General features: G+C 58.6%; 13 protein-coding genes. 11 read left to right on the top strand and 2 right to left on the bottom strand.

The annotated features are described in order from the left end of the window. Positions 1–8 precede the first annotated feature (8 nt). Entirely contained in the window at positions 9–704 is a 696-nt protein-coding gene (alsE, locus tag ACQG0T_RS01835; protein WP_015570210.1) for a D-allulose 6-phosphate 3-epimerase, read from the top strand. After that, entirely contained in the window at positions 688–1632 is a 945-nt protein-coding gene (gene alsK / locus ACQG0T_RS01830) for an allose kinase (protein WP_015570209.1), read from the top strand. Before alsE ends, alsK begins: the two co-directional genes overlap by 17 nt. On the opposite strand, the gene ACQG0T_RS01825 is transcribed toward alsK, so the two are convergent. Continuing rightward, positions 1565–3862 carry a hybrid sensor histidine kinase/response regulator gene (locus tag ACQG0T_RS01825; protein ID WP_015570208.1) on the bottom strand — a complete coding sequence of 766 codons (2298 nt, stop codon included), beginning with the start codon at positions 3860–3862 and terminating at the stop codon, positions 1565–1567. The two genes, alsK and ACQG0T_RS01825, sit on opposite strands and share 68 nt — an antisense overlap. A 181-nt stretch (positions 3863–4043) precedes the next feature. Between ACQG0T_RS01825 and ACQG0T_RS01820 the strand changes: the two genes are divergently transcribed. From ACQG0T_RS01820 to ACQG0T_RS01795, 6 genes are all read left to right on the top strand, one after another. Next, on the top strand, positions 4044–5558 hold the full coding sequence (locus tag ACQG0T_RS01820; RefSeq protein WP_023302933.1) for a sugar ABC transporter ATP-binding protein: 1515 nt from the start codon (positions 4044–4046) through the stop codon (positions 5556–5558). A 2-nt stretch (positions 5559–5560) separates the two neighbouring features. Beyond that, positions 5561–6556 carry an ABC transporter permease subunit gene (locus tag ACQG0T_RS01815; protein ID WP_003860239.1) on the top strand — a complete coding sequence of 332 codons (996 nt, stop codon included), beginning with the start codon at positions 5561–5563 and terminating at the stop codon, positions 6554–6556. Positions 6557–6584: 28 nt separating this feature from the next. Continuing rightward, positions 6585–7526 carry an ABC transporter substrate-binding protein gene (locus tag ACQG0T_RS01810; RefSeq protein WP_003860240.1) on the top strand — a complete coding sequence of 314 codons (942 nt, stop codon included), beginning with the start codon at positions 6585–6587 and terminating at the stop codon, positions 7524–7526. 124 nt (positions 7527–7650) lie between these two features. After that, entirely contained in the window at positions 7651–8337 is a 687-nt protein-coding gene (locus tag ACQG0T_RS01805) for a D-lyxose/D-mannose family sugar isomerase (RefSeq protein WP_017382640.1), read from the top strand. Positions 8338–8347: 10 nt separating this feature from the next. Continuing rightward, positions 8348–9208, top strand: a complete 861-nt coding sequence (locus ACQG0T_RS01800) for a ketose 1,6-bisphosphate aldolase (protein WP_023295772.1) — start codon at positions 8348–8350, stop codon at positions 9206–9208. Continuing rightward, the gene (locus ACQG0T_RS01795) at positions 9208–10227 is read left to right on the top strand and encodes a carbohydrate kinase family protein (protein WP_271040524.1); all 1020 of its coding nucleotides are present in this window, start codon (positions 9208–9210) and stop codon (positions 10225–10227) included. Before ACQG0T_RS01800 ends, ACQG0T_RS01795 begins: the two co-directional genes overlap by 1 nt. Here ACQG0T_RS01795 and ACQG0T_RS01790 read toward each other — a convergent pair. Next, on the bottom strand, positions 10209–10940 hold the full coding sequence (locus ACQG0T_RS01790) for a response regulator (protein ID WP_032104458.1): 732 nt from the start codon (positions 10938–10940) through the stop codon (positions 10209–10211). The genes ACQG0T_RS01795 and ACQG0T_RS01790 overlap by 19 nt on opposite strands. Positions 10941–11196: 256 nt before the next feature. Between ACQG0T_RS01790 and fdhF the strand changes: the two genes are divergently transcribed. The 3 genes from fdhF (at position 11197) to ACQG0T_RS01775 (ending at position 14614) form a co-directional block, all read left to right on the top strand. After that, entirely contained in the window at positions 11197–13344 is a 2148-nt protein-coding gene (gene fdhF, locus ACQG0T_RS01785; RefSeq protein ID WP_080024796.1) for a formate dehydrogenase subunit alpha, read from the top strand. A gap of 321 nt (positions 13345–13665) precedes the next feature. After that, positions 13666–13818, top strand: coding sequence for a Hok/Gef family protein (locus tag ACQG0T_RS01780; protein WP_023299102.1), 153 nt, complete (start codon positions 13666–13668; stop codon positions 13816–13818). A 121-nt stretch (positions 13819–13939) separates the two neighbouring features. Beyond that, complete coding sequence (locus tag ACQG0T_RS01775) at positions 13940–14614, top strand: tetratricopeptide repeat protein (protein WP_271040523.1); 675 nt, start codon at positions 13940–13942, stop codon at positions 14612–14614. The last annotated feature ends 68 nt before the right edge of the window (positions 14615–14682 follow it).

Here is a 14682-nt window from a genome sequence, read left to right as displayed (position 1 = left end):
AAATCACTATGAAAATTTCACCCTCCCTGATGTGTATGGATCTGCTGAAATTCAAAGAACAGATCGAATTTATTGACCAGCACGCGGACTACTTCCATATCGACATCATGGACGGCCACTTTGTGCCTAATCTGACGCTGTCTCCGTTCTTTGTCGGCCAGGTGAAGAAGCTCGCCACCAAACCACTGGACTGTCACCTGATGGTGACTCGCCCGCAGGACTACATAAGCCAGCTGGCGCAGGCCGGAGCAGACTTCATCACACTGCACCCGGAGACCATCAACGGTCAGGCTTTCCGCCTGATTGAAGAGATCCGTCGTCACGGTATGAAGGTGGGACTCATCCTCAACCCGGAAACCCCGGTTGAGGCGATGAAATACTATATTCATAAGGCGGACAAAATCACCGTGATGACCGTCGATCCAGGCTTTGCCGGGCAGCCGTTCATTCCGGAAATGCTGGAGAAAATTGCCGAGCTGAAAGCCTGGCGCGAACGCGAAGGGCTGAGCTATGAGATTGAGATCGATGGCTCATGCAATCAGGCCACCTATAAAAAACTGATGGCCGCCGGCGCAGATGTCTTTATCGTCGGAACGTCTGGTCTGTTCAACCATGCAGAGAATATCGGGGATGCATGGCAGCTTATGGCCGGGCAGATCCTGTCGGCACGAAACGAGGTTGTTCCTCATGCAAAAACAGCCTGATGTCGTCGCCGGAGTGGATATGGGGGCCACTCATATCCGTTTTTGCCTGCAAACGGCCGACGGTGCGGTGTTGCATTGTGAAAAACAGCGCACCGCGGAGGTTATCCGCTCTGGTGTGGTGTGCGGCGTGACGGAAATGATCACGGCTCAGCTGCGTCATTTACAGGTTCACTGTCGCGGTCTGGTCATGGGCTTTCCGGCACTGGTCGGCAAAGACAAACGCACCATTATTTCGACGCCTAATCTGCCTTTGCAGGCGAATGAGCTCCGCGATCTGGCGGGAAAACTTGAAGATGCGCTAGGCTGCCCGGTCGAATTTTCCCGCGACGTTAACCTTCAGCTTTCGTTTGACGTGGCGCAACACAATCTCCAGCAGCAAGAGGTTCTGGCGGCCTATCTTGGCACCGGCATGGGATTTGCCATCTGGCTAAACGGTGCTCCATGGACGGGCGCGCACGGCGTAGCGGGCGAGCTCGGGCATATTCCACAGGGGGATATGACGCGGCACTGTGGTTGTGGCAACCCGGGATGTCTGGAAACAGTTTGTTCCGGTATCGCATTGAAACAGTGGTACGAACAGCAGCCCCGCGAGTATGCGATGGGAGATATCTTTTCAGCCGTACCCGATGACCCCTTCGTACAACAACTCCTGAATCATGCAGCCCGCGCCATTGCCACCAGTGTAAATCTGTTCGATCCGGATGCGGTGATCCTCGGTGGCGGCGTAATGGATATGCCTGGCTTTCCGCGCGAAGCGCTGATTGTCGGGATAAAGCAGCATTTGCGCCGCCCGCTGCCGCATGAGTCCGTGAAATTTATCCCTGCCTCGTCGTCGTCTTTTAACGGCGCTCAGGGGGCCGCTACCCTGGCTCGCTGCCGGTTCCTGCCATCACCTTGCGCAGCGCCTGCGCCAGCTGTGCGCGGGTGAACGGTTTTCGCAGTAACTGAACGTCCGGCAGCTGCGGGTTATGCGCCGGGCGCAAATCCTGCCCGCTGATCAGCAGCACCGGCAACTGCGGATAGTGGCTGCGTACATGGCCGATCACCTCCGCGCCGCTCAGGCCGCCCGGCAACATCAGGTCGCTGATAAACATGCCGATATCCGGCGATGCGTCCAGCATGTTCAGCGCCTGCTCGCCGTTTTCGGCTTCAAGCGTCAGGTAGCCAAGCTGGTGCAGTTGCTCGCACAGTGTCTGCCGCACGCCCGCCTCATCTTCCAGGACCAGCACAAGCAGCTCACTCTCTGCCGGGGCCGTGGTCGCCAGCGCGGCATCATCGGAGAACGCGGGCAGCGTCGAGCGCGGCAGCTGGAGCCGCACGGTGGTTCCCTGCCCCGGCGCGCTTTCGATCTCAACGCGCCCCCCGGACTGACGCACAAAGCCGTACACCATCGACAGCCCTAACCCGCTGCCGCTGCCGGTCTGTTTGGTGGTGAAGAACGGTTCAAAGACCTGCGATTTCACCTCCTGCGACATCCCGCAGCCGTGGTCAATCACCTCCAGCGCGACCATATCCTGCCTGCGCCCGTCGCTGCGGGTCACACGCTGGTTCCAGGTGCGGATTTTGATCACACCATTTTGCCCCTCCATTGCATCACGGGCGTTCATTACCAGGTTGATAATGGCGTTTTCCAGCTGGCTGACGTCAATCCATGCGGGCCAGGCCGGGGTTTGCGCTTCAATATCCAGCGTCAGCGTGGCGGGAAGCGAGTGCCGCATCAGCTCGCTCAGGTTCTCCAGCAGCGGCTTCATCTCTACCGCATGGGGTTGCAGGGATTGCTTGCGCGAGAAGGCCAGCAGACGCTGGGTGAGCATGGCCCCGCGTTCCGCGGCTTTGAGCGCACGAGTGATGCGCGGCGCGTCCGGTGACGCTGAATCGGTCAGCTCCAGACTGCCGATAATCACCGCCAGCAGGTTATTAAAATCATGCGCCAGCCCGCCCGTCAGTTGCCCAACCGCCTTCATTTTCTGGCTGTGCAGCAGCGCCTCCTCCAGCCCCTGACGTTCGATGCGGTCGACCTCCATCTGCGAGGTCTTCTCCTTCAGTAGCCGCGTGGTGTGCTCCAGCGAAGCGGTATTGCGGGCAAAAACGTTAAACGCGCGCGCCAGTTCCCCCAGCTCATCACGCCGCTGTAGCGCGGGCACCGACACATCCTGCTCGCCGTGAGCGAGGCGCGACATTGCCCTTGAGATAGCCGTCAGGTTGGAGCCCAGATTGCGGTAAATATACCAGCAGGCGCAGCCGGTGATGATCAGCGCCAGCACCGCGAAGACGCTGATAAACACGCTGATGGAGCGCAGCTCCTGGTGGCTTTGGGCGGTACGCAGCCGGGAGGCCTGCGCCACCTGTTCAACGTACTGATTGATGTCGCGGTTTAATATCGCCACCAGCGCCTTGATGTGGAACATGTACCAGCTGATGGACAGATCGCTCTCCTCCAGCTGCTTTGACAGTGGCGCGAGCTTGCGCAGCTCATCATTAAAATCCGGGAGCACCAGGTTGACCACCGGTTGCAGGGCGCTCGCGGGTAACATCGCGGTTACTGCATCCAGCTGCTGCACCGTGGCGCGCGGTGAAGGGGTATCAATGGCGGCAACGATCAGCCTGTCCATCTCTGCAAGCTGCCGGGCGTCTGGCACATTGCTCGCGTAACGGCGGTTGATATCCTGCAAATGACGCAGATAGCTTTGGCTTTGATACAGCGCGCTGAGCAGCGCGTTACGCTCCAGATGCCGTTTTTGCCCGCGCTCCAGCATTCCCGTCACGCTCTGCTGTAACTCATTGCTCCTGCGAATAATACGCGCCACCAGCGCGGGCTCCTGCTGCGCCAGCGGCGCATCGGCAAGCTGCTCCAGCGAGTGGCGCAGCGCCATCTGCGTCTGTTTAAGCCGTTCAGCTTCGCCTTTGTACTCCAGCGCACCGACCACCTGCGACAGCCGCACCGCCGCCGTTGCCACGTTGGCCGTGTCGCGCGCGAGGTTCATGCTGCCAGTCATATCATCCAGCGTTTGCTGCTGCACCTGCTCCTGGATCTGGCTGGCATGACGAAAGCCGAGCACCGCCACGCCGCTTACCATCAGCGTTACCGCCACCACCAGCAGGTTAAATATCAGCAGGCGACCGCGGGCGCTGGTGAAGAACGGGGGGCGTGAAGACATGGGTTTGGGCTCCTCTGCGGTTTGGTGCCCTCACCCTGACCCTCTCCCGCCGGGAGAGGGAAAAGGAAAATGTGATGGCGATTAGCTATTCATAACTATGACAAATATGAACAGCTTCTGACATTTTGCATTTACGCGCCTGTGATGAAGTACAGATATCGACATTCACAGGAGATCCGCCATGAGCAGAACCCCGGTTTTAGAGATGCGCCACATTGCCAAAACCTTTGGCAATTTCCACGCGCTCAAGGGTGTGGATTTGACGGTTTTCCCCGGTGAGATCCACGCGCTGATGGGGGAAAACGGCGCCGGAAAAAGCACGCTGATGAAGATCCTCGCAGGCGCTTATACCGCCAGCAGCGGCGACATCCTCATCGACGGTCAGCCGTTTCACATCAAAGGTCCGAAGGATGCGCTGGCCGCAGGCATTACCCTGATTTATCAGGAGATGCAGCTTGCTCCTAACCTGACCGTGGCGGAAAACATTTTTCTCGGCAGCGAGCTGTCGCGCGGCGGGCTGGTGCAGCGCAAAGAGATGGCCGCCCAGGCGCAGGCGGTGATTGACCGTCTCGGCGCGCAGTTCAGCGCCACCGACCTGGTGATGAAGCTGACCATCGCCGAGCAGCAGCAGGTGGAGATCGCCCGCGCGCTGCACCGCAACAGCCGCATTCTGGTGATGGATGAACCCACCGCCGCCCTCTCTTCGCGCGAAACGCACCGCCTGTTTGAACTGATTTTGCGCCTGCGCGATGAAGGGATGGCGATTATCTACATCAGCCACCGCATGGCGGAAGTGTATGAGCTTTCCGATCGCGTCAGCGTCCTGCGCGACGGGCAGTACGTCGGCAGCCTGACGCGCGACAAGCTGAATGCCTCTGAGTTGGTGCGCATGATGGTGGGCCGCCCGCTCAGCGATCTGTTTAACAAAGAGCGCGATATTCCGCTCGGCAGCCCGCGTCTGAACGTGCACCACCTGACAGATGGCAAAAAAGTGCTGCCGTGCAGTTTGCAGGTTCGCTCCGGTGAAATCGTCGGGCTGGCGGGGCTGGTCGGGGCCGGTCGCTCCGAGCTGGCGCAGCTGATCTTCGGCGTGCGCAAAGCCACCGGCGGCATGATCGAGGTCGACGGCGAACCGGTGGTGATCCACTCCCCGCGCGCGGCCATTGAAAACGGCATCGGTTTTCTTACCGAGAACCGCAAGGAGCAGGGGCTGTTTCTGGAGCTGGCGGCGCAGGAGAACATCACCATGGCGACGCTGGAGCGCGACGCCACCTTCGGCTGGCTGAACCGCAAAAAAGCGCAGTCTATTTCCGATGACGCCATCGCCCTGCTCAATATCCGCGTGCCGCATTCTCAGGTGCGCGCGGGCGGGCTCTCCGGCGGCAACCAGCAAAAGCTGCTGATCTCCCGCTGGGTGGCGATTGGCCCGCGCATTCTGATTCTGGACGAACCTACGCGCGGCGTGGACGTCGGCGCGAAAAGCGAGATCTACCGCATCATGAACCAGATGGCGCGCAAAGGGGTGGCGATTCTGATGATCTCCAGCGAGCTGCCGGAAGTGGTGGGCATGAGCGACCGGGTGTACGTGATGCGGGAAGGCAGCATCGCGGGTGAACTCCACGGACGCGACATCTCTCAGGAAAACATTATGACGCTGGCAACCGGCGTGAACGACACACATCATCAGGCGGTGTAATTATGACAACTCCAACCCATCCGCAGCAGGTGGCGAAATCCGCCTCCGCCAAAAAAATGCTGATGAGCGATCTGATGCAAACGATCGGCATTTTGCCAATTTTAATCCTGATTGTGGCGGTATTTGGCTTTATCGCCCCGAACTTTTTCACCGAGAGCAACCTGCTGAATATTACCCGGCAGGCGTCGATCAACATCGTGCTGGCGGCGGGGATGACCTTCATCATCCTGACCGGCGGGATTGACCTCTCCGTGGGCTCGATTCTGGGCACTACGGCGGTAGCGGCGATGGTGGTCTCGCTTATCCCGGAATTTGCGATGCTCTCCATTCCGGCGGCGCTGATGCTCGGTATGGTGCTGGGGCTGTTCAACGGCGCGCTGGTGGCCTTTGCCGGGCTGCCGCCGTTTATCGTCACCCTCGGCACCTATACGGCACTGCGCGGCGCGGCGTATCTGCTGGCGGACGGCACGACGGTCATTAACTCCAACATTAACTTCGAGTGGATCGGCAACAACTACCTCGGCCCGATTCCGTGGCTGGTGGTGATCGCCCTGGCGGTGATTGTGGTGTGCTGGTTTATTCTGCGTCGCACCACCCTCGGCGTTCACATCTATGCGGTCGGCGGCAATATGCAGGCGGCACGCTTAACCGGCATCAAGGTCTGGCTGGTGCTGCTGTTTGTCTACGGCATGAGCGGCCTGCTCTCGGGATTAGGCGGCGTGATGAGCGCCTCGCGCCTCTACAGCGCCAACGGCAACCTCGGCACGGGGTACGAGCTGGATGCGATTGCGGCGGTGATCCTCGGCGGAACCAGCTTCGTCGGCGGGATCGGCACGATCACCGGCACGCTGGTCGGTGCATTGATCATCGCCACCCTCAACAACGGCATGACGCTGATGGGCGTCTCTTACTTCTGGCAGCTGGTGATCAAAGGGGCGGTGATCATCATAGCGGTGCTGATCGACAAATACCGTACCCGACACCATCAAAGTGCATAACAACAATACCCTACGTGAGGAATACAGCATGAGATTAAAGCCCTTAGTGACCGCGCTCTGTGCTGGCGCGCTGCTGGCCGCAACCCCGTTTGCGCAGGCAAAAGATCTGAAGTCCATCGGCGTGACGGTGGGCGACCTGGCTAACCCGTTCTTCGTGCAGATCACCAAAGGCGCCGAGCTGGAAGCGCGCAAGCTGGCGGGAGATAACGTCAAGGTGACGCTGGTCTCCAGCGGGTACGATCTGGGCCAGCAGGTGTCGCAGATCGATAACTTCATTGCGGCGAAAGTGGACATGATCATCCTCAACGCCGCGGATTCCAAAGGGATCGGCCCGGCGGTAAAACGCGCCAAAGAGGCAGGGATCGTGGTCGTGGCGGTTGACGTGGCGGCGGAAGGGGCTGATGCGACCATCACCTCCGATAACACCCAGGCGGGGGAGATGGCCTGTAAGTACATAACCGACCGCCTGAAAGGTAAAGGCAACGTGGTGATCATCAACGGGCCGCCGGTTTCTGCGGTACAAAACCGCGTGGAGGGCTGCCAGACCGAGTTCAGGCGCCACCCGGATATCAAAGTGCTCTCGGATAATCAGAACGCCAAAGGCAGCCGCGAAGGCGGACTGGAGGTCATGACCTCCCTGCTGGCGGCCAATCCGAAGATCGACGGCGTATTCGCAATTAACGATCCGACGGCGATCGGCGCCGATCTGGCGGCGAAACAGGCTCAACGTAATGAGTTCTTTATCGTTGGCGTGGATGGCAGCCCGGACGGTGAAGAAGCCCTGAAGCGCGAAAACTCCCTGTTTGTGGCGACACCGGCGCAGGATCCGCAGGTGATGGCGGCGAAGGCGGTGGAGATTGGCTATGACATTCTTCAGGGCAAACCTGCGCCGAAAGAGCCTGTGCTGATCCCGGTGACGATGATCGATAAAAAGAACGTCGGCACGTATAAGGGGTGGACGGTTAAGTAACCCCGGTGCGGCCTGATGCCCTCACCCCGGCCCTCTCCCCAAAGGGGAGAGGGTGTAATCGTCCCCTCTCCCCTTTGGGGAGAGGGTTAGGGTGAGGGGGCGGCATAAAACTCAAGGAGTCCCCATGAAACGCTCCGACATCAATGAAATCCTCGGCCACACGCGGCAGTTCTTCTCCATGCACGACGTGCATCTCCCGCCGTTTGCCAGCTTTCCGCCAACAAAATGGCAGCAGCTTGACCAGGCCGCCTGGCAGGAGGTGTTCGACCTCAGGCTCGGCTGGGACGTGACGGCGTTTGGCGGCAACCACTTTGCCGCACAGGGGCTGACGCTGTTCACCCTGCGCAACGGCTCCCCCAACGGCGTGCCTTATGAGAAGTGCTATGCCGAAAAAATCATGCACGTCCGCGACGGCCAGGTGACGCCGATGCATTTCCACTGGCGCAAGCGGGAGGACATCATCAACCGCGGCGGCGGGAATCTGATTATTGAGTTATGGAATGCGGGGGCGCATGAGGAGACCGAAAACACCGACGTGATCGTCACGATAGACGGCTGTCGGCAGACGCACGCGCCCGGCAGCCAGCTGCGCCTCACGCCAGGGGAGAGCATCTGCCTGACGCCCGGCCTGTACCACAGTTTCTGGGGTGAACGCGGCTTTGGCGACGTGCTGGTGGGCGAAGTGTCGTCGGTCAATGACGATGAACACGACAACCACTTTTTACAGCCCATCGATCGCTACAACACCATCGAAGAAGACGAACCGGCGGTGCTGGTGCTGTGCAACGAGTACAACCTGTTTCGGATATAAGGAGTGAATGATGCCATTGATTTCTCTTGCCGACGGTCTGGCACACGCCAGAGAACACCGCTACGCCCTGGGCGCGTTCAACGTTCTCGACTCCCATTTTCTGCGCGCGCTGTTTGCCGCCGCGAAGCAGGAACGCTCGCCGTTTATCATCAACATCGCGGAAGTGCATTTTAAGTACGTGTCTCTGGAGTCGCTTGTTGAAGCGGTGAAGTTCGAAGCCGCCCGTCACGATATTCCCGTGGTGCTTAACCTCGACCACGGGCTGCATTTTGAGGCCGTCGTGCGCGCCCTGCGCTTAGGGTTCAGCTCGGTGATGTTCGACGGCTCGACGCTGAGCTATGAGGAAAATATCCGCCAGACCCGGGAAGTGGTGAAGATGTGCCACGCGGTGGGCGTCTCGGTGGAGGCGGAGCTGGGCGCGGTCGGCGGAGATGAAGGCGGCGCGCTGTATGGGCATGCGGATGAAGCGTTCTTTACCGACCCACAGCTGGCGCGCGAGTTTGTCGATTTAACCGGTATCGACGCGCTGGCGGTCGCCATTGGCAACGCGCACGGCAAATACAAGGGCGAGCCGAAGCTTGATTTCCCGCGTCTGGACGCCATTCGCCAGCAGACGGGCCTGCCGCTGGTTTTACACGGCGGCTCCGGGATTAGCGATGCCGACTTCCGCCGCGCTATCGAGCTGGGCATTCATAAAATCAATTTTTATACCGGCATGTCGCAGGCCGCGCTCGCCGCCGTTGAGCAGCGCATGGCGAACCGCCAGCCGCTGTACGATGAGTTTGCCGAACTGCTGCTGGGCATTGAAGAGGCCATTACCGATACGGTCGCGGAGCAGATGCGCATCTTCGGCAGCGCGGGGCAGGCATAATGGAACGCAAAGGGATTATCGCCGCAGGCAACATGCTGGTGGATCACGTCCACCAGATCGTACAGTGGCCGGAGCGCGGCTGGCTGGCGGAAATCACCCACAGTGAGCGCTCAACCGGCGGTGCGCCGCTCAACGTTCTACTGACGCTGGCGAAAATGCACGTCGGCCTGCCGTTACAGGCGGTGGGGCTGATTGGGGAAGACAGCGACGGAGACTATATTCTGGCGATGCTCAACCAGTATCACGTCAATCGCCAGCGCGTGCAGCGCACGACGTTCGCCCCAACGTCGATGTCGCAGGTAATGACCGACCCCAGCGGACAGCGCACCTTTTTTCACTCGCCGGGCGCCAACCGCCTGCTGGATCTTCCCGCCTTCGATCGTTTAGACGGATCGCTGAAGATCTTCCATCTCGGCTATCTGCTGCTGCTCGACAGCCTGGACATGCCGGACGAGGAGTTTGGCACCCGCAGCGCGCGGTTACTGGCACAGATGCGCGATCAGGGGTATGAAACCTCGCTCGATCTGGTCTCCCGCAAGGGCGATCCGCGCTATCAGCCGCTGGTGCTCCCTGCCCTGCGTCATCTTGATTATCTGGTGATTAACGAGCTGGAAGCCGGTGAGTTTAGCGGGCTTGAGATCCGCGACGGTCATGGTGCGCTGAACATGGTCCATATCGCCGACGCTGCCGCACAGCTGCTGGCGGCAGGCGTGCGGCAGCGGGTGGTGATCCACTGTCCGGAAGGGGCATGGGGTGAAGCGCCGGGTGAAAAAGGGCAATGGGTTCCGTCGTGGAAGCTGACGCAGGACGAGATTATCGGCAGCGTCGGTGCGGGCGACGCGTTTTGCGCAGGCTTTTTATACGGTTGCCATGAATCGCTGTCGCTTACCGAGAGTATTTATCTGGCGCATGCCTGCGCGCGGGCCAGCCTGCTGGCGGCCAATGCGATTGACGGCGCGAAAACGCTGGCCGAGCTTCAGGCGTTTATTCAGGAGAACGGTCAGGCGGCTTTCTCATGATGGGAAACGTCCGTGGCAAAAACATAGCCCAGACCGCGAATGGTTTTGATCAGCAAAGGCTGGTGCGGATTGACCTCAATTTTACGCCGTAGCCGCATGATCAACACGTCGATAGTGCGGTCAAAGACCTCGGCGCTTTCGCTGTGGGTCAGCTCCAGCAGCTGTTCACGGCTCAGTACCCGGCGGGCGTTTTGCGTTAATGCCAGCAGCAGGCCGTATTCGCCCTGGGTTAATGGCACGGTATTACGCTGCGGATCGCTCAGCTCGCAGCGGGTGGTGTCCAGCGTCCAGCCGTTAAAGGCAATACCTTCAACGCGCGGCGCGGCAGGCTCCGCGTCCAGCGCGCCGGTACGACGCAGCACCGCCTTAACGCGGGCGACCACCACGCGCGGATTGAACGGTTTTCCGATGTAATCATCGGCGCCCATTTCCAGCCCGACGACCACATCTGATTCACTTCCCAGCCCCGTCAGCATCACCACCGGTAGCGATGGTCGCTGCTTTTGCAGTTGCAGCAAAACCTGTAATCCGTTGATATCCGGCAGCATCATGTCCAGCAGAACCAGCGCAATGCCGGGATCCTGCTGGACACGGTTCACCGCGTCCTGACCGGTGTGACACGTCAGCACGGTAAAGACGTGCTCGCTGAGCACATCCTGTAGCAGTTCGCAGACTGCGACATCATCATCAACCACCAGAATCGCCGGTTTCATCGCATGCTTCCGTCAGGGAATTATGTTAAGTCTGAACCATTCTGCCGCTGGCTCCAGCCGAATTGTTTTTTACGTGACGGAAATTCAATCCATGTCACATCCCCTGCCCTTTCGACACGTCAATTTTGACGATTGGCTGTTTTTCGTCAGGGTTTTGCCCCGCAAAGGGCCGTAAAGTCAGGAAATACCCATAGTAAAAACATGGCATAGAAGCTGCATATTGGGCAGGTAAGAACTGTTTAACTGGAGCAAAGTGATGAAAAAAGTCGTCACGGTTTGCCCTTATTGTGCCTCAGGTTGCAAGATCCACCTGGTGGTCGATAACGGCAAAATCGTCCGGGCGGAAGCGGCGCAGGGTAAAACCAATCAGGGCACGCTGTGCCTGAAAGGGTACTACGGCTGGGATTTTATTAACGATACCCAAATCCTCACGCCGCGCCTGAAAACCCCTATGATCCGCCGCGAGCGCGGCGGCAAGCTGGAAGCCGTCTCCTGGAATGAAGCGCTGGATTACGTCGCCACGCGCCTCAGCGCCATCAAGGCCAAGTATGGCCCGGATGCGATTCAGACCACCGGCTCCTCACGCGGAACCGGGAATGAAACCAACTATGTGATGCAAAAATTCGCGCGCGCCGTTATTGGTACCAATAACGTCGACTGCTGCGCTCGCGTCTGACACGGCCCATCGGTTGCAGGTCTGCACCAGTCGGTCGGTAACGGCGCAATGAGTAATGCCATCAATGAGATAGATAACACCGATCTGGTGTTCATCTTCGGCTATAACCCGGCGGATTCTCACCCTATCGTCGCGAATCACGTTATTCGCGCCAAACAGAACGGGGCGAAAATCATCGTCTGCGATCCGCGTAAAATTGAAACCGCGCGCATTGCGGATATGCACATCGCACTGAAAAACGGCTCGAACATCGCGCTGTTGAATGCGATGGGGCATGTCATTATTGAGGAGAACCTCTACGACCAGGCGTTTGTCGCGAGCCGTACGGAAGGGTTTGAAGAGTATCGCAAGATTGTCGAAGGCTATACGCCGGAGTCAGTAGAGGCGATAACCGGCGTCAGCGCGCAGGAGATCCGCCAGGCGGCGCGGATGTACGCCGGAGCGAAAACCGCCGCCATTTTGTGGGGCATGGGCGTGACCCAGTTCTACCAGGGCGTGGAAACCGTGCGCTCGCTCACCAGCCTCGCCATGCTGACCGGCAATCTGGGTAAAGCGCATGTGGGCGTGAACCCGGTGCGTGGTCAGAATAACGTGCAGGGTGCGTGTGATATGGGCGCGCTGCCGGACACCTATCCGGGCTACCAGTACGTCAAATTCCCGGAAAACCGCGAGAAATTTGCGAAGGCCTGGGGCGTGGAAAGTCTGCCGGCACACACCGGATACCGCATCAGCGAGCTGCCGCACCGCGCGGCGCACGGTGAAGTACGTGCGGCCTACATCATGGGTGAAGATCCGCTCCAGACCGACGCCGAACTGTCTGCGGTGCGCAAAGGCTTTGAGGATCTGGAGCTGGTGATTGTTCAGGATATCTTTATGACCAAAACCGCGGCGGCGGCGGATGTGATTCTGCCGTCGACCTCCTGGGGCGAGCATGAAGGTGTCTATACGGCGGCAGACCGCGGCTTCCAGCGCTTCTTCAAGGCCGTCGAGCCGAAGTGGGATCTGAAAACGGACTGGCAGATCATCAGCGAAATCGCCACCCGCATGGGCTACCCGATGCACTACAACAACACCCAGGAGATCTGGGACGAGTTGCGGCATCTGTGCCCGGACTTTTATGGGGCAACCTATGAAAAAATGGGTGAGCTGGGCTACATCCAGTGGCCGTGCCGGGATGAATCAGAATCCGATCAGGGGACGTCATACCTCTTTAAAGAGAAGTTCGACACCCCGAACGGGCTGGCGCAGTTCTTCACCTGCGACTGGGTCGCGCCGATCGATAAGCTCACCGACGAGTATCCGATGGTGCTCTCCACCGTGCGTGAAGTGGGCCACTACTCCTGCCGCTCCATGACCGGCAACTGCGCCGCGCTGGCGGCGCTGGCGGATGAACCGGGCTACGCGCAGATCAACACCGCCGATGCCGAACGGCTCGGTATTGAAGATGAAGCGCTGGTGTGGGTGAACTCGCGTAAGGGCCGCATCATTACCCGCGCGCAGGTCAGCGACCGTCCGAACAAAGGGGCAGTCTATATGACCTACCAGTGGTGGATTGGCGCCTGTAACGAGCTGGTGACGGAGAACTTAAGCCCGATAACCAAAACGCCGGAGTATAAATACTGCGCCGTAAACGTGGAGCCCATTGCGGATCAACACGCTGCGGAACAGTATGTGATCGACGAATATAACAAGCTGAAAGCCCGCCTGCGTGAAAGCGCAATGGGATGAAGCCGTAAATTAATCACTGACTAAATGGGGTGAGATATTCACCCCATTATTATTTCTGGCATCGCTATTAATTACATCTATATATATTTCTGAAGACGTCGCGCAGAAAAAATGTAATTTGCGCGAAAATTAATTACATCTTTGCATTTTAATTCAGAGGGATAAGATATGCGGCGGGTGCTTAAGACTTTCTGTCTTGAGCATTGTTGAGGGACAGAAAGTGGAAAGCCCCGGGAAATTTGCATTTACCCGAGGCTACCCCTCAACAACCAACAGGTTGAGAGTAGCCTCTTATTCTTTTTTCCACAAGGAGTAAAAGGCATGACGCCATTAAAAACTGCGTTAGGCATCGTTTTTATTATTTGCCTGACGATAGTGATCTTTACCTTTATTACTCGCGGTAAGTTATGTGAGTTTTCAATAAAGAGTGAACATCAGGAGGTGGCGGCGAAATTAGCCTGTAACGCAGGCTAACCTCTTCGGGCGGAACGCGTGTTCCGCCCGGCTTGTGGGATGCTGAGGTCTTAACGCACCCGTTTTTTTCTTCTGTCGCCGCGATTATACTGCGCGGCGTGTACCCAGATGATAAGAATCCATGAAAACCCTTTTTCTGATGTTGTTTTTTTTAACCGCGTTTGCCCATGCCGATGAGATAGGCAGCCAGTATAAAAAGCAGGCTGAAGCGGGCGATGCGCGCGCGCAGTATTATCTTGCCGATACCTGGTTCAGTTCCGGCGACAGCGCGCAGGCGGCGCTGTGGGCGGAAAAAGCGGCAAAAGGCGGTGATGTCGACGCCATGGCGCTGCTGTCGCAAATCCACTTTTCGCAGGGTGACTATGCGCAGGCTAAAGCCCTGGCCCAGCAGGCAAACATTGCGGGCAGCAAACGCGGCGCGATCATGCTGGCGCGGGTGCTGGTGAACACGCAGGCGGGCAAAACCGACTACCCGCAGGCCATCGCACTGCTGCAATCGGCTACCGAAGACATCGATAGCGACTCGGCGGTAGACGCGCAACAGCTGCTGGGGCTGATCTATGCCAACGGCGTTGAAGTCCCTCAGGATGACATGCAGGCCGCGTCGTGGTTCAAGCGGAGTTCGGCTCTGTCCCGGACGGGCTATGCGGAGTACTGGGCAGGAATGCTGTTCAGGCAGGGTGAGAAAGGCTTTATCACACCGAATAAGCAGAAAGCGCTTTACTGGTTAAACCTGAGCTGTACCGAAGGGTTTGATACCGGGTGTGAAGAGTTTGATGCGTTGAGCGGGGAGTAACGTGCCGGGTGGCGGCTTCGCCTTACCCGGCCTACAAAACCCGTAAGCCCGGTAAGCGCAGCGCCACC

The sequence above is a fragment of the Enterobacter cloacae complex sp. 302F9 genome (genome assembly GCF_050030335.1).
GTDB lineage: Bacteria > Pseudomonadota > Gammaproteobacteria > Enterobacterales > Enterobacteriaceae > Enterobacter > Enterobacter hormaechei_C.
This window is presented reverse-complemented; position numbering and strand designations above follow the sequence as displayed.